An 18,782-nucleotide genomic window follows, 5' to 3' on the forward strand; every position below is an offset into this window, starting at 1 on the left:
GAACGAGCTATGGAAAAAACGATCGGCCATCACACGCATGGCTCCCTTGAAGAGCGCAAGCGGGCGTTGTTGCGCGACGGCGAGTTTTACCGCAGCGGCGTCGCCCACGCGCGTGCCCAGATCAAGCACGAGGCGCGCCCCGAAGTGATCTTTCATTCGGTGCTCGACCACGCGACCTGGGTGCTGCGCACCCGCGCCGATGCACTGCTCAAGCCGACCGGCACGAGCATCTCGGTCCTGGCCCCGTATGCGCTGACCGCGCTGGGTTTCATTCGCAAGCGCAATCTCGGCAAGCCGGCACTGGGCGTGGCCGCCATCCTGGGCGCGCTCGGTTGGTACTTGCAGCGCAAACGCGCGCAGCAAGTGGCATACTAAGGACAACGCGGCGCGATTCGCCACCGGATCGCGCTTTCACGAATATGGTGGGGCTTGAGCGGCGTCGCAATCTTCGATTGGACGCCGTCTTTTTATGGCCCGTTACACCGTGCACAAAGCTCGGTAGGGCGGGCTCACCGAGTCCACGCGTAACGCCAACTCACCGAGCCCACGCGTAACGCCAACATATCGCGACGCCCGCTTTCCCATTAAAAAAGCCGGCAGAGCCGGCTTCAAAGTGCACGCGGCGCGCCGCTCAATAGCGATAGACGCGGCCGTCGACGATGCGCACGCGGTTGCCCACGCGCAGGTCATACACATTGTCCTGGACGATGGTGCGGTATTCGCCATTGTCTAGACGGATATTGACTGCGTACTGCTGTTGTCCTGCTCCCTCGCGGTTCGCTTCCACACGGTTACCGATCGCTGCGCCCGCCACGCCGCCGGCCACGGTTGCCGCCGTGCGGCCGCCGCCGCTGCCGACCTGGTTGCCGGCCAAGGCACCGACGAGGCCGCCGACAATCGCGCCGGCACCGCTCGTGCGGCCTTCACCGTTGGTCACCTGGATCGATTCGATCGTGCCGTAGCCCGTCGAAGCCGTGTTGTCGTAGCCGTTGGCGTAGCCATTGTTGTAGCCGTTGTTGGCGTAGCTGGGCTGGGACGACTGGCTGGCGCAGCCACCGAGGAGCGCACTGGCCGCGACGAGGGCGGCAAGGGTACGAGTAGCTTTCATGACTTGTTCTCCTGGCAAAGATGTGGGACCAGATTACGCAGTCATGCGTATGGGGTCTGTGCGATGACGCACTCACCTGCGGGTGCTCATCCGATGCTTTTTCATCATCTTTTTATGTGTGTTCGTCAGCGAACAGAAGTCGTCCTTACGGCAGAGTAAAACGTCAACATCGATTGAAAAAAAAGAGTGTCAAAAGGAGAACAAGAATGCGCACACCACACATGATCCTGTTGCTGGCGGCCGCCCTGTTGTGGGCGGCAGGCCATGCCCGCGCGGCGACGCCGGAAGCGAAGCTGGCTTACCAGCAGGCACGCGACACGGCGGCGGCCGAGTACAAGAACGCACGCGCCCGCTGCGATGCCATCACGGGCAATCCGAAGGATGTCTGCGTGCTCGAAGCGAAGGCTGCGCGCGTGCGCATGGAGGAAGAAGCGCGCGCCAAGTACGAAGACACGCTGAAGGCCTATACGCGGGCACGGATGCGCATTGCCTCCGCCAACTATGACCTCGACAAGGCACGCTGCGCCGGCCTGACGGGCAACGACAAGGACGTGTGCCAGGAACAGGCCAAGGCCCGTCTCGTCGCCGCGCAGGCCGACGCGAAGGCCGACCAGAAAACGATCGAAGCGCGCAACGAAGCGCGCGAGGACAAGCTGTCCGCCGCGTACCGCGTCGCCATGGAGAAATGCGATGCGTTCGCCGGCGCCGCCAAGGATCAATGCGTCTCGGCTGCGAAGGCCGAGTTCGGCAAATGAAAGAGGTCCTTTCAAAACGGGCACGGCAAGGAGCGGCAACGACGCCATGTCCGTTTTGAAACGACCTATAAGCGGCTCGCAGCCGCACCCCGCTCATCAAGAGCACAACCCAGTACCACCACTAACAAGGAGTTCACCATGAACGCAACCAAACGCATCGCCACCGCCATCTTCACCGCCGCTGTCGCCTTCACCGTCGTCGGCTGCTCGTCGAGCCCGACCAAGGAAAGCACCGGCGAGTACATCGACGATGCCGCCATCACCGCAAAAGTGAAGGCTGCGATCTTCAACGAGCCGACCCTCAAGGCAACCGAGATCAATGTCGAGACCTACAAGGGTGACGTGCAGCTGTCGGGCTTCGTGGCCCAGCCGCAGGATGCGCAGAAGGCCGCCGACGTCGCACGCGGCGTGAAAGGTGTGTCGTCGGTCAAGAACGACATCCGCGTAAAATAAGCTGACCGGGCGGCTCGTGCGCGGGCCGGCCCGACAGTCGTTTCGATTGCCGCGCCGCGCGGCATCCGCCCTGGCAGGAGACTGCCGGCGGATGCCCGGGACCGGCTGTTTTTTTTCAGGCAGGTATCATGCAGCTCGCCCAATCCGGCTCCGCAACATCCGAGGCATCCAACCCAGTCACGCCGGTTGCCGCGGCGCCCGCGGATGTCGAACAGGCGGCGCGTGAAGCCGGCCTCGTCAACACCGATGGAGCACCGACGGGCGAAGAGCTCGGCGCTGCGCACGGCAACCTGCGCCTGCCCATTCATGTCCAGGCGCGCGGTCTCACGCTCGGCGTGATCGCCACCGTCGCGTTCGTCTTCGGCCTGCAGTGGGCCAAGAATTTCTTCGTGCCGCTGTTGCTCGGCATTTTCATCGCCTACACGTTGAGTCCCGTCGTGCGCTGGCTCGAGCGCTGGCACATCCGGCGCGCCATCGGCGCGACGCTCGTCACGGGCCTGATCCTCGTCGGCATGGCGCTCACGATGCAGCGGGTGCAGGGCGAGTTCCTCAACATCGTCGACGAACTCCCGACGTTGACGCACAAGGTCACGCGCATCCTCACGGATGGGTCGGGCGGGCCGTCGACGATCCAGCAGGTCCAGGCCGCCGCGGCCGAACTCGAACAGGCCGCCGCCAACGCGGGCGGTACGAAGCGGGCGCCGCCGCCGCGGCGTACAGCGGCACCGGCCGTCGCCCAGACGCCCGGCGGCAGCAATTTCCGCATCATGGACTGGCTGCTGGCCGGTTCCGTCGGCCTGGCCAGTTTCATCTCGCAAGCCACGATGGTGGTGTTCCTCGTGTTCTTCCTGCTGCTGGCCGGGGACACGTTCAAGCGCAAGCTCGTCAAGCTGACGGGGCCGTCGCTGACGCAGAAAAAAGTGACGGTGCACATCCTCGAAGATATCAACACGTCCATCCAGAACTATATGTTCATGCTGCTCGTCACGAACGTGCTGCTGGCGCTGCTGATGTGGGTGGCGCTGCGCCTCATCGGCCTGGAAAACGCGGGCGCATGGGCGATCTTCGCCGGGGTCGCGCACATCATGCCTTACTTCGGCCCGCTGTTGATCACGTCGGCCACGGGCCTCGTCGCCTTCCTGCAGTTCGAATCGCTGCAGATGGTGATCCTCGTGGCCGGCGCATCGCTGGGGATCGCGACGCTCGTCGGCATGGTGGTCACGACCTGGATGACGGGCAAGATCGCCAAGATGAACCCGGCGGCCGTGTTCGTCAGCCTGCTGTTCTGGGGCTGGCTGTGGGGCATGTGGGGATTGCTGCTCGGCGTGCCCGTCGTCGTCGTGATCAAGGTCGTGGCCGAACGCGTGGAAGGGATGGAAGTCATTGCCGAACTGCTCGGCGAATGACGGCGCCGTCCCGTAGGGGCAACGGCGCCGCGGTGGTTCAGTGCACGGGCGATGGACGCGCTTCCGGCGGCGGCGCACCTGGGACGTGCTTGTCCTTCAGGCTGCCCATCTGCAGCGCGTACTGGCGGGCGAATTCCGCGCCCAGGAAAAAGATCTGCGCCGAGTAATACACCCATAGCAGCAGCGCGATCAGCGAACCGGCCGCGCCGAAGCTGCTCGTCGTGCTGCTGTTGCCGATGTACAGGCCGATCGCGAACTTCCCCACGGTGAACATGATCGCGGTGCCGAGGGCGCCGATGGTCACGTCGTGCCACGACAGTTTTACGCGCGGCAGCAGCTTGTAGATCGCGCCGAACATCACTGCGATGACGAGGAAGCTGAAGGCCCAGGCCACCCAGCCCAGGATGATCGTCGCGGAATGCCACATGCCGCCCAGGTATTTCTCCAGCACGGACAATGCGGCGGACACGACCAGCGTGAACATCAGCAGCAGGCCCAGGGTCAGGATCAGGCCGAACGACAGCAGGCGGGTGCGGATGGTGTCCCACCAGGTGGCGTCCTTCGGCGGCGGGACGTCCCAGATTTCATCCAGGCTGTCCTTGAGTTCCGCGAACGCACTCGTCGCACCGATCAGCAGCAGCACCGTCGCGATGATCGTCGCCAGCTTGCCGCTTTCCTTGTTGCGGGCACCGGCCAGGATCGCCTGGATGGTTTCCGCGCCCTGGGTGCCGACGAGGCCGCGCAGCTCGTCCAGCAGCTGGCCTTGCGCGGCGTCGGTGCCATAAAAGAAGCCGGCGATCGCGATGACGAGCACGAGGATGGGAGCCAGCGAGAACAGCGTGTAGAACGCGAGGGCGGCGCCTTTGCTCGATGCGCGGTGGCCCAGCCATTCGGTCACGGCGCAGCGCATCACATGGACGACCTGGCGGGAGAAGGGGATCCAGTTTTGTACTGCCATCAGGTAACCTCCAAAAAGACGAACGCGCCCGAAGGCGCGTTCAGGGGCCTACGCCCAGCGCTAGGCGGGGACGGGGCCCCGCGTTGTCGCGTTATTGCACGCGGCGCTCGATGGTGATCGGCTCCACTTCCACGCGGCGGTTCGGTGCCAGGCAGGCGATCAGCTCCGAACGTTTCTTCTGGTGGCAGTCGGTTACGACCGGGTTCTGCTCGCCCTTGCCGTAGGCCTTCAGGCGGTTGGCGTCGACGCCCTTGGCGATCAGGTACTCGCGCACGGCGTTGGCGCGGCGCTCCGACAGCTTCTGGTTGTACTTGGTCGAGCCCAGGCGGTCGGTGTAGCCGTTGATGTCCACGTCGGTAATCGACGGGTCGGCCTGCAACGCGGCGGCGATGTCGTCCAGCTTCGGCTGCGGCGACGAGAGGGTGGCGCTGTCGAAGGCAAACAGTTCGCTGGCCGACAGGGTCACCTTCTCGAAACGTGCCGGCGGCGGCGGCGGCGGAGCGGCCGGTGCCGGGGCCGGTGCCTCGACGACCGGAGCCGGGGCAGGCGCCGGCGCTGGAGCCGGGGCCGGGCGCGGCGGCGGGTTGAAGGCGTAGTTCAGGCTGAACGTCGCGTACTTGGTGTTCGCGCGCGAGAAGCCGAACTCGTCGTCGTCGCGCAGGTGGGAGCGCACGTCGCGCACGTCGGCCTGAAGGGACCACTGCTCGTTCATGCTGACCTGGAAGCCGACGCCGGCCTGGTAGTACGGCGACCAGCCGGACACGTTACGGATCGGATTGCTCACGTGGTCGCGTTCGCCGCCGACGCCGATCAGGAGGTACGGGCGGAACGTCTTACGCGACAGCATCAGCAGGGCATCGACGCCGACGAGGGTCTGGCGGTAGTTGACATTGTTATCGTCGACGCGTGCCTGGGTGGCGCCGATCTGGATGTCCCACAGAGGATGGACGGCCTTGCCGAACTTCAGCCCGCCGCCCCAGTCCTTCTTCGACGTCCCGAAATCATGGTCGGGCTTGATACCGACGATCGTCGGGGCGATGTACCACGACGGATTGATGACCTCGGTGGTGTCCTGAGCCAGGGCCGTTCCGGCGGAGCACAGGATGGCGGCGGCCAGAGCGATCTTCTTCGTATTATTCACAGGTAACTCCCATAAGTTGTAAAGGTACTTGACATCGCATGGCTTGCAGTGATGTTGATGTCAAGCTTACAAGTCGGCCATTTTTCGGGTCAGTGCGCTAGCGCACCTAACAGCCGGTTGTTGTGGCGATTTTACAACGTAGCCATTTATGCCATGATTGCGGTTTGTTTCAGGATGTTACGAACTGCGCGATAACCGTCGCTTACTTCGTTCAATGTCGCCCTTCGTGCATTCACGCCTCCTTTTATTACGGGATTGTCATGTCACGCGGTCAGGTCGATACCGCTTCGATTGCAAGCCGTGCAGCCGGTTCCCGTTGAGCCTCACCAATTTGTCGCGCGTCAATACGCAATCGAGTTTCTCTTGCTTTTAGGGATGAATAACTTTTCAGAAATTTTTAGAAATGTTGGATGGCGCACAGACCGGGCATGGTGAGGCAGGCAATCTTGTACCCAGTTAAGCGGAACCGGCGTGTTGTCAGGTGGTCATACACGAATACGGCGGTCCGGGCCATACACAGAACATCGTCCTTTTCACGGAGTAAACCAATATGCATGCAGCGACTCACCACAATGCGGTACAAGGCGAACTCAACGCGGTGCACACTTCCACTAACTCTGCACTGATCGAACGCGTCCCACCGCAACCGACCGAGCGCGCTCCGATTTCGCTCGCGCCGATCGAGCGGGTGCGGTCGACGTCGGCTACCCAGCGCCGTATCGAAAACATGCAGAAGCTGATCGGCGAGCTGCAGACCCACGAGATGCTGGCCGACGAAATCGCATGGTTCCTCAAATTCTCGCCGTCGGGCGCCCGCAAATACATCCGCGACCTGCGCGAAGCCGGCGTCATCGAACTGGCCCGTTACATCGAAGGTACCGCCACCTACCTGGGCAAGGCCGTCTACCGCATTTCGCCGGATCCGGATCGCGTCAAGGCCTTCCTGGGCGCCATCTGCCAGCCCAAGCGCGAAGGCGCCGCCCCGCGCAAGGAGCGTCCGGGCCTGCGCGAGCAGAGCATGGCCGGCACCGGCCGCCACTTCCACATCCTTGCCGACGACACGCATTACGCGATCCGCGTCAACCGCAGCCCGGTGACCCGCGATCCGCTCGTCGCCGCACTGTTCGGCCCGCCTCCGAGCCAGGTTGCCAAAGAGCGCGTCTGAGCGCGCTGGCGTTGATGGCGGCCGCGTGACGTGCCGCCGTCAGCTGCGCCACCCCGCCGCAAGGCCGGGTGGCGCTGTTTTTTTGCAGGATTCCAATTGAAAAGGCGACAAGCGTGCTCATATGCCGGGTGCGGCACCCCGACCGCTTACCCCATCAAGGAGACTCCATGCTGCCGAGTGCCGAATCGCTGGAAGGCCAACCCGTTCCCCAGGTGACGTTCAAGGCGCGCCCCAATGACCAGTGGCGCGACATCACGACCGATGAACTGTTCAAGGGAAAGACCGCCGTCGTGTTCGCCTTGCCAGGCGCCTTCACGCCGACCTGTTCCTCGGCACACCTGCCGCGCTACAACGAGCTGGCACCCGCCTTCCGCGAGAACGGCGTCGATGAGATCGTCTGCATCTCCGTCAACGATGCCTTCGTGATGCAGTCCTGGCAGGCTGGGCAGGAGGCGGGCAACATCACCATGATCCCCGACGGCAACGGCGACTTCACGGAAGGCATGGGCCTGCTCGTCGACAAGCGCGACCTCGGCTTCGGCAAGCGGTCGTGGCGCTATTCGATGCTTGTCAAGGACGGCATCATCGCCAAGGTGTTCATCGAGCCGGACAAGGAAGGCGATCCGTTCGAAGTGTCGGACGCCGACACCATGCTGCGCTACCTCAACCCGGACGCCACGCCGCGCGAACCCGTCGTGATGTTTTCCAAACCCGGCTGCCCGTTCTGCGCGCGCGCCAAGGCCGTGCTGAAGGCGAACGGCATCGTCTTTACGGACATCCCGCAGGATGCGAAGATCACCACCAGCGTGCTGCGCGCCGTCTCTGGCGCCGCCACGTGGCCGCAGGTCTTCATCGGCGGCAAGCTGATCGGCGATGCGGAGGCCGTCGCGGCGTATTTCGCGCCGCGCGCGCAAGAGGCCCAGTAACGCCGGTATCGGGAGAACACGATGGAAGCCGCTATCGTCTGCGCCGTGCTCGCGCTCGGCGTGCTGTTCGCGTGGCTGCTGCCGCGCTGGCGCCTGCGCCGCGTGCTGGCGCGTCCGCTCACCGCGGCCCAGCTCGGCATCATCGAGCGCAACGTGGACCAGTACCGGGGCATGCCGTCCGACCTGCGCTTGCAATTGCAGCGCCTCGTCAAGCAGTTCCTGCACCAGAAGACGTTCGTCGGCTGCGCCGGGCTCGAGGTGACGGAAGAGATGCGCGTGACGATCGCCGCGCAGGCGTGCCTGCTGCTGCTGAACCGGCCCAGCCGCGTGTATCCGGGCCTGCACGCCGTGCTCGTCTACCCGGGCGCCTTCCTCGTGCCGCGGCGCGAGCATGACGCGGCCGGCGTCGTCACGGAAACGCGCCAGGACCTGCTGGGCGAATCGTGGGGCGACGGGCGCGTCGTGCTGTCCTGGGAACACGTGCGCCGCGCCGGCCTGGCGGCCGAGGGCACGCACAACGTCGTGCTGCACGAGTTCGCGCACCAGCTCGACAGCGAATCGGGCAGCAACAACGGCGCGCCCTTCCTCGGCAGCCCGGAGCGCTACCGGAGCTGGTCGGAAACGCTGTCGCACGATTTCGCGCTGCTGCGGCGTGACGCCTACTGGGGCCAGCGCGACGTGCTCGATCCGTACGGCGCCACGAATCCGGCCGAGTTCTTCGCCGTGGCCACGGAGAGTTTCTTCGAACAGCCGTACGAGCTGGCCGCGCGCCATCCGCAACTGTATGCGGAGTTCCAGGCGTATTACCGCGTGGACCCACGCGACTGGTTCCCCGCGCCGGCACCGGAACCGGAGCACTACGGCATGGTCTACGGACAGTGGCGCTAGCGGCTCCGCTGCGTGCGCTCGCGTACAGAGACCGAGCCCAGCGGGAGGCATCATGGCCACACCTTTATATGCAGGAGGTCATCCATGTCCACGATCATTGCAGGGCACTTCCAGCTGCAGGATGACGTCGAGCGGGCGCGCCGTGCCCTGATCGACGCCGGGTTCCCGAGCGAACGCATCAGCGGGTTCTACCTGAGCCAGCCGGGCCAGCACGACCTGACGCCGATCGGCGGCGACAACATCCACTCGCCGGGCGCCAAGGAATCGCCGGAAGGCGTGGCCCAGGGCGCCGGTGCCGGTGCGGCGGTCGGCATCGTGGCCGGCGCCGCGACGGCCCCCGTGACCGGACCGCTGGGCCCCGTGGTCGGCGGCCTCCTGGGCGCCCACGTCGGCTCGCTGTTCAGCTTTACGAAGATGAAGGATCCCGGCGAACGCGAGGAGGGCGGCCGCGCGCCGATGGAAAACCGCCCGGCCGGCATGCTCATCGCGGTCGCCTTCGACGATCCCGGTCTCGAGTCGCGCGCCGTCGACCTGCTGCGCGGCCTGGGCGCCCACCACATCGAGCGCGCGAAAGGCAATATCGTCGATGGCGACTGGGCCGATTTCGATCCGGCGTCGCCGCCCGACATGATTCACTGAGTCCGCGTCCCCCGCGTCTATTTGCGTTTCGTCAACGACGTCTTTGTCCGTCCCCCTAGACTCGATGTTTCGTGCTGCGCACCCGGCGCGGCAGGTTGATGAAGGACGACGAAACCATGCACGACAACAAAGTAGCCTTGGTGACTGGAGGGATGGGGGGACTGGGCACGGCGATCTGCCGGCGCCTGCAGGCGGAGGGGTTCCGCGTGGCGGCAACCTATTCGCCCGGCAATGCCACGCCTGACGCGTGGCTAGCCGCCCAGAGAGACGAAGGGTACCGATTCACGACGTATCGCGTCGACGTCACCGACTACGGCGACTGCGAATGGATGATGCAGAAACTGCTGGCCGAAATGGGCCGGCTCGACGTGCTGGTGAACAATGCCGGCATCACGCGCGACCGCAGCCTGCGCAAGATGACCCTGGACGATTGGCAGGACGTCCTGCGTGCCGATCTCGACAGCGTGTTCAACATGAGCAAGCAGGCGATCGAACCGATGATGGCGCAGCAATTTGGCCGCATCGTCAATATCTCGTCCGTCAACGGCCAGCAGGGCGCCTTTGGGCAGGCCAATTACTCGGCCGCCAAGGCCGGCATGCACGGCTTCACGAAGGCACTGGCGTTGGAGATGGCGCGCCACGGCGTCACCGTCAACACGGTGTCGCCCGGCTATCTGCGCACGAAGATGGTCGAGGCCGTACCGGCCGACGTGATGAATGGCAAGATCCTGCCGCAGATCCCGATGGGGCGGCTGGGCGAGCCGGACGAGATCGCCGGCCTCGTCGCCTATCTCGTGTCGGAAGACGCCGGTTTCATGACGGGCGCCAACCTGGCCATCAACGGCGGGCAACACATGTATTGAACTAGCGCCGCTCGGCCCGCGTCTGGCAGTCGATGCACAGGCGCGCCTCCGGCCGGGCCAGCAGGCGCGACGCGCCGATCGGCTGGCCGCAGTCCTCGCAATAGCCGTAGCTGCCGTCCTCGATCCGGGCGAGCGCCTGGCGCAGCTGGCGCATCTCGGCCGAGTGATGGCCGGCCGCTTCGCGCGACAGGTCGTTCAGCAGACGGACGGTGGCGCGGTCCAGCGGCGACGTCTCCACATCTTCCACAGGCAATTCTCCCGCATCCGGGTGCGGCTCCTCGATGCTGGACAGCGCGGCAAGACGCTGCTCCAGCATGGTCTTGAGCAGCGCCAGCTGCTCGGGTGTGAGGGATTCCATGGTCACACGACAGCGAAGACGTGACGACATGCACCGGAAGCGGCGTGCGGAATGGCTTTCATGGATGTCCCCTCGTTCGTGTCGTTGGAAGCCGCGCGGCGGCGATTTCAGTGTAGCGCGGAACGAGGGGCGTGGATACCGCCGCACGGCGGCCGCATTCAGGCCGACGAGGCGGGCAGGGACGGCGCGTTGTCGATGGCGACGATGTCGAGCTGGGTCTTGAGCCCGTCGAGGGCCGCGAGGATGGGGACGACCTGGCCCGTGCTGGCGGCCGCAGCCAAGCCCAGCAGGCGCGCGACGAGCGTGATGCCGTCGCCGATGCGGGTAATGCGCTTGATCTTGTCGGCGGCGTCCACCGTCAGCTGGATCAGGTGCGCTTGCGGCTGGCCCAGCGCCGACACGACGCATGCGGCCGCCTCCGCATACAGCCGGTTGGCGCGCTGGCGCAATTCCATCTCGGCGTTCAACAGGGCGCGCGCGGCCATCTGCTCCGGTTCCGGCACGTCCTGGCCCTGGTGGCGGCGGATGTCGCGCATGACGCGCTGGTGGATGCTGTCCGCGCACGCCGACAGCTTGTCGGCCAATTCCTCGACCTGGTGCGCGGTCGACAACGCCTCGGCCGGGCTGGGCGGCGGCGGCGCGGCGGGCGCAGCCTGTTTCGGTTTCTCGTCGTTTGCCATGATCTCTCCTCGTGCGCTCAATCGGACAGGGCGTCGCGCAGTTTCGTCAGGTCGCGCGCATAGACGGCCAGCAACTTGCGCACTTCGTCGCCGTGCAGGTTATTCAGGTTTTCGCGCAGTTTCTGGTGGCCCAGGGCGACCTTCGTCAAACCCTGGAGGGCCAGGTCATAGCGTTTGTCGACCAGCTTGTACTCCGTCGACTTGTTGAGATAATGGACCTTGGCCAAGGTCACGAGCATGCGGTCGGACGTCTTGGTGGAGAACGGGATTTCGACATCGAAGATGCCGAGCACGGTCTTCTTCTCGTTGTCGTTGGTCTTCGCGTACAGGCGGGTCAGCTCGATCATGGCCTCCAGCAAGACTTGCACATCGGCGTCGCCGTCGCGCACCATCGTCTCGACGCTGCGGTTCTGGTAGCCCGATGCAATCACCCGCGTCAGCAGCCGTGTCAGGCCCGTGTACGCGGCGATCTGGCGCTGCTGCAGGCCGGATTCCGCGTTCGCCTTGAGACCATTGCCGAGGTCGTCGATGCGGTCGGACAAGTCGTAGCGCGCGTCGCCCGCCAGCACGCTCAACGTCTGCATGTACAGCACGACGGTCTTCTGGATGCTGACGAAGTCGTCGTACACGGCACGCCGGCGCGCATCGTTTTCCTTCGCGATGCGGTCGGCGGCGGGAGAGAGGTACGGTTGTTCGCGCTCGTAGGTGTCGCGATAGCGGCGCGACAGCTCGCCGTAGCCGCCCAGTTTGGCCGACGCGTCGGCGAATTGCCGCACCTCCGCCAGGCTCACGGGGCCGGTACTGGCGCAGCCGCCGAGCACCAGGGTGGCGGCGAGGACGATCAGGGTAAAACAGCGTCGCAGGTCCATGGGTCCTTTCTGGACGGCAAAAGGCCGGCCCGAAAAGCCCTCATTCTTTCAAACTGGCGGATGCTGTCATTGCCAATGCTCAAGTCAAGGCCGTGCGCCAACCCAGGCCGGCCACGGTATCGCCCAGCGGGATGTATTCGCAGCCGACCCAGCCGTCGTAGCCCAGCGCGTCGAGCGTGCGGAACAGGAAGGGGAAATTGATCTCGCCGGTGCCCGGCTCATGGCGGCCCGGCACGTCGGCCAGCTGGATGTGGCGGATCAGCGGCATGCGTTCGCGCAGCGTATTGGCGAGGTCGCCCTCCATGCGCTGCATGTGATAGATGTCGTATTGCAGGAACAGGTTCGGCGCGGCGGCTTCCGCGATGATGGCGGCGGCCTGCGCACTCTTCGTGAGGAAATAGCCGGGGATGTCGCGGTCGTTGATCGGCTCGATCAGCAGGTCGATGCCGTGCGGGGCCAGCGCGGCGGCGGCGAAGCGCAGGTTGTCGACGAACGTCGTGTGCGCGCGCTCGGGGGCGACGTTCGGCGGCAGCTTGCCCGCCAGGCAGTGCAGGCGCTTCACGCCCAGGTCGAGCGCGTATTCCAGCGCCAGCTCGACGGTGTCCTGGAATTCGCCTACGCGGCGCGGGTCGCAGGTCATGCCCCGCTCGCCCGCCGCCCAGTCGCCGGCCGGAAAATTATGCAGCGCCAGTTCCAGCTGGTAGCGTTGCAGGCGGCCGGCGATCTGCTCCGCCTCGAAGGCGTAAGGAAACAGGAACTCGACGCCGTCGAAACCGGCCGCGCGGGCGGCGGCAAAGCGTTCCAGGAAGCCGAGCTCGTTGAACATCAGGCTCAGGTTGGCGGCGAAGCGGGGCATGCGAATTCCTCTTGGCGGTGAAACAACCCGCTATCCTAAACCATCGTGCCGGCCGGCGCAGCGCGCAGCGCGCGCATCGGCGTGAACAGCCAGGCCAGCAGCGCGGCGCCCACGAGGAACAGGCCAGAGCCGCCGAACAGGGTCGCCAGGGAGACGCGGCTGGCGATCCAGCCGGCCGCGACGGCCGCCAGCGGCGCCAGGCCCATGAAGATGAACATGAACAGGCTCATCGTCCGGCCCAGCAGTTCGCGCGGCACGCGCTGCTGGATCCACGTGAACACGGCGACCTGCACGAACCCGCCCAGCACGCCGATGGCGACGTTGATCAACATGCCCTGCCAACTGGCGGTGACCAGGCCCAGCGGCATCAGCAGGACGCCGGCGATGCCGTCGATCAGCAGCAGGGTCATGCCGAGGTTGCCCGCACGCCGTTTCCCGGCGATGCCACTCGCAGCCATGCCCAGCAGCGCGCCGGCGCCATGCGCACCCATCAACAGACCCAGCGCGGACGCACCGTGCAGGCGGCTGCTCGCCAGCAGCGGCAGCGCGACCTGCATCACGCCGCCGATCACGCAGGCGCACAGGCCCCAGTAGATGAAGCACGTGCGCATCATGGTGTCGCGCCACACGGCCGCGAGACCGTCGGCCACGGACTTCAACACCGGCTGCCTGGCGGCCGGCGCGAACGGGCGCGGCTGGACCTTGGCGAGCGTCCAGGCGGACAGGGCGAAACTGATGCAGTCGAAGCCGAACGCGAGCGCCAGGCCGCGCATGTGCTGCGGACCGTCGCTGCCGTCGCCGGCCAGCGCGAACAACAGGCCCGCCAGCAGCGGCCCGGCCAGCATCGTAATCTGGCGCAGTCCCATCATCATCCCATTCGCGGCCTGCAGGTGCTGCGGGGCGACGGCGTGCGGCAGCATCGACGTGCCGGCCGGAATGCTGAACGCCGATGCGAGCGACAGGCCCAGCGCCAGCGCGAGCACGACGGGCAGGTGCGCCTGGCCGGTGTAGACGAGGACCGCGAGCACCGCCAGCAGCACCGTGTTGACGTGCTTGGTGAGCATCAGGATGCGCTTGGGCGAGTGGCGGTCGACGAGCGCGCCGCCGAACAGGATCAGGATGGCGCGCGGAATGCCCATCAGCGCGACGGCCATGCCCAGCGCGACGGCATCGCCCGTCAGCTTGAGCACGAGCCAGGGCAGGGCGATCAGCGTGAACTGGTCGCCGAGGGTGGAGATGACGCCGCCGCTCATCAGCCAGGTGAAATTCCGGTCGCGCAGCAGGGCGGTGCGCGGGTTCGGTGCGTCTTGCATGCTCGTCTCCTTGTCGTTTTTCGGGCGTCGCGGGCCTGGCCGGCACGCCATCGTGTTGGTGGTACGAAGGTGGATCAGCGCTGGATGCCGGCGAGCTGCGCGAGCAGGTCGGACGTCGCGCGCAACTGGTCGCCGGACGGTGCGCCCAGCATGGCGCGGCTGATGTTGTCGACGACGGTCGTCGCGTTCGTCACCAGCTCGTCGCCGGTCGGCGTAATCAGCGCGTAGCCGACGCGGGCGTCGCGCGGGTCGCTCTGGCGCGTGACGAGGCCGATCTTTTCCAGCGGCAGCAGGGAACGCGTGACGCCGGACGCGGTCAGTCCCAACCGGTCGGCCAGGTCGACACGGCGCAAACGCCCGCCGGGTGCGCGCTGCAAGTGCAGTAGCAACTGATAATCGGCAAAGCTGATGCCGTGGTGGCCGCCGAGGGCGCTGTCGAGCCGGCGCGCGAGCGTCGCCCAGGCCCGCGCGAGGCGCAGGCAGAATTCGGTGGTGAGACTGTCGGACATGATGACTCCTGGTACTTAATGGTTACTTGATTCGTCAAGTATATGGAGAATGTCGACCATTGGCAAGTACTTGAGTGCACAAATAAATTCGGGGTCAGGTCCAAATTTTTTGCAACTTCGGGGTCAGAGCTCATTTTGGTGGATGATCTTCGAAGCAAGTTCTGCCGGCTGACGCCGATTTACTCATGGGCGCAACGGGCGAACCGCTCGAATTCTTGGCTTGCCGGACATTGATCGAAAAAGTGCTCTGACCCCGAATTTGGGCTTTTGTTTTGGGTAAAAAAAGACCGGGAGCTGGTCCCGGTCTTTGTTGGTGAGCAGTGCTAAGTGTTAGCGTTCGCCGCCCGAACGCGCTGCGGATGCCGGACGCGGGCCGCGGCCCTGGCTGCGACCGCCGCCGTTGCCGCCGTTGCGGTTGCCCGGCTGGCCGGTGCGTGCGCCGCCGCCGCTGTTTCCACCATTGCCGCCGTTGCCGCCATTGCGTTGGCCCGCGCCCTGTGCGCGCGCACCGCCCGCGCCATTGCCGGCGCCACGGTTGCCGCCCGGGCGGCCGCGGTTCGGATGGCCCGCTACGCCGCTGCGCAGCTGGATCGGTTGCGGCTTCGCCGTCGGATCCGGCTCGAAGCCCGCGATCACCTGGCGGGGCAGCGTCTGCTTGATCAGCTTTTCGATGTCCTTCAGCATCTGGTGCTCGTCGACGCAGACGAGCGACACCGCTTCACCGGTGGCGCCGGCGCGGCCCGTGCGGCCAATGCGGTGCACGTAGTCTTCCGGCACGTTCGGCAGGTCGTAGTTCACAACGTGCGGCAGCTGGTCGATGTCGATGCCGCGCGCCGCGATGTCGGTGGCGACGAGCGCCGTCAGGCTGCCGTCCTTGAACTCGGCCAGCGCCTTGGTGCGTGCCGACTGGCTCTTGTTGCCGTGGATCGCCATCGCGCCGATGCCGTCCTTGCCCAGTTGCTCGACGAGTTTGTTGGCGCCGTGCTTGGTGCGGGTGAACACGAGCACCTGTTTCCAGCCGTGCGTCTTGATCAGGTGCGCCAGCATCGGGTGCTTCTTGTCGCGGTCGACCGGGTGGATCTTCTGGGCGATGACTTCGACGGTCGAGTTGCGCGGCGCGACCTCGATCATGGCGGGGTTGTCCAGCAGGCGGTCGGCCAGGCCCTTGATCTCGTCCGAGAACGTGGCCGAGAACAGCAGGTTCTGGCGCTTCGGCGGCAGCACGGCCAGTACTTTGCGGATGTCGTGGATGAAGCCCATGTCCAGCATGCGGTCGGCCTCGTCCAGGATCAGGATCTCGATCTTGTCGAGCTTGATCGTGCCCTGGGCGACGTGGTCGAGCAGGCGGCCCGGCGTGGCGACGAGGATGTCGACGCCGTTCGCCAGCAGCTTGATCTGCGGGTGGATGCCGACGCCGCCGAAGATCACGGCGGAGTTCAGGTTCGTGTGCTTGGCATACATGCGCACGTTTTCCTCGACCTGGGCCGCGAGTTCGCGGGTCGGGGCGAGCACTAGGGCACGGATCGGGCGCTTGGACGTCTTGCTGGTCAGCGCGGCGCCGAATTTGTCGGTCGACAGGCGGTGCAGCACGGGCAGCGTGAAGCCGGCGGTCTTGCCGGTGCCGGTCTGGGCGCCTGCCAGCAGGTCGCCTCCGCCCAGCACGGCGGGGATCGCCTTGGCCTGGATCGGAGTCGGTGCGGTATAGCCCGCTTCAGTGACGGCGCGCACGATGGCGTCGGACAGACCGAGAGTATTGAATGACATAGTTATCTGGTAGGGATCGGCCCGTCGTTTCTCGTGTTCCCACGGAAACGCCAGTCCAGCCGATCGGTTTACACACTCAGGGCGGCCGGTACTGGTGCCGGGCGCCAAGACGCGAACGTGATGACAAACGTCAACGATCACGCGACATTATAGTTAAATATGTTTCGCTATGGAAATTTTAGCGCGGCCTGTGTCGTTTATGACAGGACCGGTGGAAGCGGGGGCGCGGCACCTCGTGGGTGCCGGAGGCAATCTTGACAGGCCGACAACGCCGCCTGCGGCGGGAAAGCCGCGCGGCCAGCAAGGCCCGCGGCATTCCCCGGACTTACACAGGGCGTATTTTACGCGAAACGGCGGGAGGCCGCTCAGGCGAAGGGCTTCAGCAGCGCGACCATGCCGGCGAAGACCTTCGGGCCGGCGGCGATGATGTCGCCCTTGTTCAGGTATTCCGACTCGCCGTCGAACTCGCCGACGATGCCGCCCGCTTCGGTCACGAGCAGCGAACCGGCGGCGATGTCCCAGATTTTCAGGTTCTTTTCGAAGTAGCCGTCGACGCGGCCGGCGGCCACGTTGGCCAGTTCCAGCGCGGCCGAGCCGCTCGAGCGCAGGCCGTGGCAGCGCGGGGCGACCACTTCGTACATGCGCAGGTATTCGGCCAGGTCGCGCGGCTCGGCGCCGTGGCCGGAGCCGATCAGGGCCTTGTTGATGCGGTCCGGATTGCGTACGCGGATGCGCTTGTCGTTCAGGTAGGCGCCGGCGCCCTTGGTGGCGGTGAACAGGTCGTTGCGGACCGGGTCGTAGATGACGGCCTGCGTGATCACGCCGCGCTGTTGCAGTGCGATCGAGATGCAGTAGTTCGGGTAGCCGTGGAGGAAGTTGGTGGTGCCGTCGATCGGATCGATGATCCAGACGTACTCGCTGTCGTCGTTCAGGTTCGCGGTGGGGCCCGATTCTTCGCCGAGGATGGCGTGGTCGGGGTAGGCTTTCAGCAAGGTTTCGACGATGGCCTGTTCCGACGCCTGGTCGATGTCGGTGACGAAGTTGTTGTGGCTCTTTTCGCTGACGGTGATGCGGTCGAGGTCGAACGATGCGCGGTTGATGACGGTCGCGGCGCGGCGGGCGGCCTTGATGGCCGTGTTGAGCATGGGATGCATAGAGGGCTTCCGTAAAAAAATGCTGACGCCCACCGCGCAACGGCGCCGTGAACGATCTGAACGAGAAATAATTAAAGAGCAAAGCGGTGCCGAAGCCGTTAAAATCGCGAGCTTCTTGCCCGCATTTCAACGCCCGTCACCGCGCGATGGCGTTATTTTAAATGAACCCGACCGAAACTGTCTCTTCTCTTTTCAAACGTCTACGCTTCGTGCTGGTGGAGACGAGCCGCGCCGGCAACGTCGGCTCGGTGGCGCGCGCCATGAAGACGATGGGATTTTCCGACCTCGTGCTCGTCGCCCCGCGTTGCAACGACCCGTTGCACGACCCGGAAGCGGTCGCCTTCGCCAGCGGCGCCCTCGACGTGCTCCAGGGCGCGCGGATCGTCGATTCCATCGCCGAGGCGCTGGACGGCTGCAATTTCGCGGCGGCGGTATCGGCCCGCCTGCGCGAGTTCTCGCCGCCTGTATGGACGCCGCGCGAATTTTCCGCGCACGCGGCAGGGACGCAAGACCTGCAGCCAGCGCTCATCCTCGGCAACGAGCGCTTCGGCCTGCCGAACCAGATCGTCGAGCAGTGCAACGTCCTGATCAACATTCCGGCCAATCCGGAGTATTCGTCCCTGAACCTGTCCCAGGCCGCGCAGGTGCTCGCGTACGAATGCCGGCTGGCCGCGCAGGGCGATAATGCTCGACTGAGCCGCACGCAGGAAGGCATCGGCTTCCACGGCGAGGCGGCGAGCGTCGCGCAGATCGAGGGCATGTACGCCCATCTCGAAGAAGCACTGGTCGCGATCGGCTTCCTCAACGCGAGCAACCCGAAAAAGCTGATGCCGCGCCTGAAGCGCCTGTTCGCGCGCACGCAGCTGGAGACGGAAGAAGTTAACATCCTGCGCGGCATTGCCCGCCAGGTGATGAAGTCCACGGGGCGGGACTCCTAGACGGCTTGCTCTAGTTCGAATTGGTCGCCTGACCTGTTC

The 18,782-nt window shown here is 65.4% G+C and carries 21 protein-coding genes; 10 read left to right on the plus strand and 11 right to left on the minus strand.

Features of this window, described 5'->3' with window-relative positions; translation table 11 throughout:
* Positions 1 to 9: 9 nt before the first annotated feature.
* On the plus strand, positions 10 to 375 hold the full coding sequence (locus ASD28_RS11935; RefSeq protein ID WP_056127484.1) for a hypothetical protein: 366 nt from the start codon (positions 10 to 12) through the stop codon (positions 373 to 375).
* A gap of 256 nt (positions 376 to 631) precedes the next feature.
* Here ASD28_RS11935 and ASD28_RS11940 read toward each other — a convergent pair whose 3' ends face one another.
* Positions 632 to 1,108 (minus strand): glycine zipper 2TM domain-containing protein, encoded by a 477-nt coding sequence (locus ASD28_RS11940; protein WP_056127486.1) that lies wholly within the window; start codon positions 1,106 to 1,108, stop codon positions 632 to 634.
* A 206-nt stretch (positions 1,109 to 1,314) separates the two neighbouring features.
* Between ASD28_RS11940 and ASD28_RS11945 the strand changes: the two genes are divergently transcribed.
* The 3 genes from ASD28_RS11945 (at position 1,315) to ASD28_RS11955 (ending at position 3,722) form a co-directional block, all read left to right on the plus strand.
* Positions 1,315 to 1,863: a hypothetical protein gene (locus ASD28_RS11945; protein WP_056127489.1), complete on the plus strand. Its 549-nt coding sequence runs from the start codon at positions 1,315 to 1,317 to the stop codon at positions 1,861 to 1,863.
* Positions 1,864 to 2,001: 138 nt separating this feature from the next.
* Positions 2,002 to 2,316 (plus strand): BON domain-containing protein, encoded by a 315-nt coding sequence (locus ASD28_RS11950; protein WP_056127494.1) that lies wholly within the window; start codon positions 2,002 to 2,004, stop codon positions 2,314 to 2,316.
* Between the two features lie 128 nt (positions 2,317 to 2,444).
* Entirely contained in the window at positions 2,445 to 3,722 is a 1,278-nt protein-coding gene (locus tag ASD28_RS11955; protein ID WP_082577705.1) for an AI-2E family transporter, read from the plus strand.
* 37 nt (positions 3,723 to 3,759) lie between these two features.
* Here the strand turns inward: ASD28_RS11955 and ASD28_RS11960 are convergent, their stop codons facing one another.
* Entirely contained in the window at positions 3,760 to 4,680 is a 921-nt protein-coding gene (locus ASD28_RS11960) for a YihY/virulence factor BrkB family protein (protein ID WP_056127496.1), read from the minus strand.
* A 91-nt stretch (positions 4,681 to 4,771) separates the two neighbouring features.
* On the minus strand, positions 4,772 to 5,821 hold the full coding sequence (locus ASD28_RS11965; RefSeq protein WP_056127499.1) for an OmpA family protein: 1,050 nt from the start codon (positions 5,819 to 5,821) through the stop codon (positions 4,772 to 4,774).
* 550 nt (positions 5,822 to 6,371) lie between these two features.
* Between ASD28_RS11965 and ASD28_RS11970 the strand changes: the two genes are divergently transcribed.
* The 5 genes from ASD28_RS11970 (at position 6,372) to phbB (ending at position 10,302) form a co-directional block, all read left to right on the plus strand.
* Positions 6,372 to 6,986 (plus strand): winged helix-turn-helix domain-containing protein, encoded by a 615-nt coding sequence (locus ASD28_RS11970; protein ID WP_056127502.1) that lies wholly within the window; start codon positions 6,372 to 6,374, stop codon positions 6,984 to 6,986.
* A 167-nt stretch (positions 6,987 to 7,153) separates the two neighbouring features.
* The gene (locus tag ASD28_RS11975) at positions 7,154 to 7,912 is read left to right on the plus strand and encodes a glutathione peroxidase (RefSeq protein WP_056127505.1); all 759 of its coding nucleotides are present in this window, start codon (positions 7,154 to 7,156) and stop codon (positions 7,910 to 7,912) included.
* Positions 7,913 to 7,933: 21 nt separating this feature from the next.
* Positions 7,934 to 8,800: a zinc-dependent peptidase gene (locus ASD28_RS11980; RefSeq protein WP_056127508.1), complete on the plus strand. Its 867-nt coding sequence runs from the start codon at positions 7,934 to 7,936 to the stop codon at positions 8,798 to 8,800.
* 84 nt (positions 8,801 to 8,884) lie between these two features.
* Positions 8,885 to 9,439 (plus strand): hypothetical protein, encoded by a 555-nt coding sequence (locus tag ASD28_RS11985; RefSeq protein WP_056127511.1) that lies wholly within the window; start codon positions 8,885 to 8,887, stop codon positions 9,437 to 9,439.
* Between the two features lie 116 nt (positions 9,440 to 9,555).
* On the plus strand, positions 9,556 to 10,302 hold the full coding sequence (gene phbB, locus ASD28_RS11990) for an acetoacetyl-CoA reductase (RefSeq protein ID WP_056128399.1): 747 nt from the start codon (positions 9,556 to 9,558) through the stop codon (positions 10,300 to 10,302).
* A 1-nt stretch (position 10,303) separates the two neighbouring features.
* On the opposite strand, the gene ASD28_RS11995 is transcribed toward phbB, so the two are convergent.
* The 8 genes from ASD28_RS11995 to ASD28_RS12030 form a co-directional block, all read right to left on the minus strand.
* A complete protein-coding gene (locus tag ASD28_RS11995; protein WP_082577706.1) occupies positions 10,304 to 10,660 on the minus strand; it encodes a TraR/DksA family transcriptional regulator in 357 nt (118 codons plus the stop codon).
* 158 nt (positions 10,661 to 10,818) lie between these two features.
* Entirely contained in the window at positions 10,819 to 11,340 is a 522-nt protein-coding gene (locus ASD28_RS12000) for a hypothetical protein (RefSeq protein WP_229412340.1), read from the minus strand.
* A 17-nt stretch (positions 11,341 to 11,357) separates the two neighbouring features.
* Complete coding sequence (locus tag ASD28_RS12005) at positions 11,358 to 12,209, minus strand: hypothetical protein (protein WP_056127517.1); 852 nt, start codon at positions 12,207 to 12,209, stop codon at positions 11,358 to 11,360.
* Positions 12,210 to 12,288: 79 nt separating this feature from the next.
* Positions 12,289 to 13,065, minus strand: coding sequence for a 2-oxo-tetronate isomerase (otnI, locus tag ASD28_RS12010; protein ID WP_056127520.1), 777 nt, complete (start codon positions 13,063 to 13,065; stop codon positions 12,289 to 12,291).
* 35 nt (positions 13,066 to 13,100) lie between these two features.
* The gene (locus ASD28_RS12015) at positions 13,101 to 14,378 is read right to left on the minus strand and encodes an MFS transporter (RefSeq protein ID WP_056127523.1); all 1,278 of its coding nucleotides are present in this window, start codon (positions 14,376 to 14,378) and stop codon (positions 13,101 to 13,103) included.
* A gap of 74 nt (positions 14,379 to 14,452) precedes the next feature.
* Positions 14,453 to 14,887 carry a MarR family winged helix-turn-helix transcriptional regulator gene (locus ASD28_RS12020; protein WP_056127527.1) on the minus strand — a complete coding sequence of 145 codons (435 nt, stop codon included), beginning with the start codon at positions 14,885 to 14,887 and terminating at the stop codon, positions 14,453 to 14,455.
* Positions 14,888 to 15,217: 330 nt separating this feature from the next.
* Positions 15,218 to 16,651: a DEAD/DEAH box helicase gene (locus tag ASD28_RS12025; protein ID WP_056127531.1), complete on the minus strand. Its 1,434-nt coding sequence runs from the start codon at positions 16,649 to 16,651 to the stop codon at positions 15,218 to 15,220.
* Positions 16,652 to 17,016: 365 nt separating this feature from the next.
* Complete coding sequence (locus ASD28_RS12030; protein ID WP_056128404.1) at positions 17,017 to 17,796, minus strand: inositol monophosphatase family protein; 780 nt, start codon at positions 17,794 to 17,796, stop codon at positions 17,017 to 17,019.
* A gap of 170 nt (positions 17,797 to 17,966) precedes the next feature.
* Here ASD28_RS12030 and ASD28_RS12035 point away from each other — a divergent pair, with 170 nt between their 5' ends.
* Positions 17,967 to 18,743: an RNA methyltransferase gene (locus tag ASD28_RS12035; RefSeq protein ID WP_056127534.1), complete on the plus strand. Its 777-nt coding sequence runs from the start codon at positions 17,967 to 17,969 to the stop codon at positions 18,741 to 18,743.
* The last annotated feature ends 39 nt before the right edge of the window (positions 18,744 to 18,782 follow it).

The organism is Massilia sp. Root133 (assembly GCF_001426525.1).
Lineage (GTDB): Bacteria > Pseudomonadota > Gammaproteobacteria > Burkholderiales > Burkholderiaceae_D > Telluria > Telluria orientalis.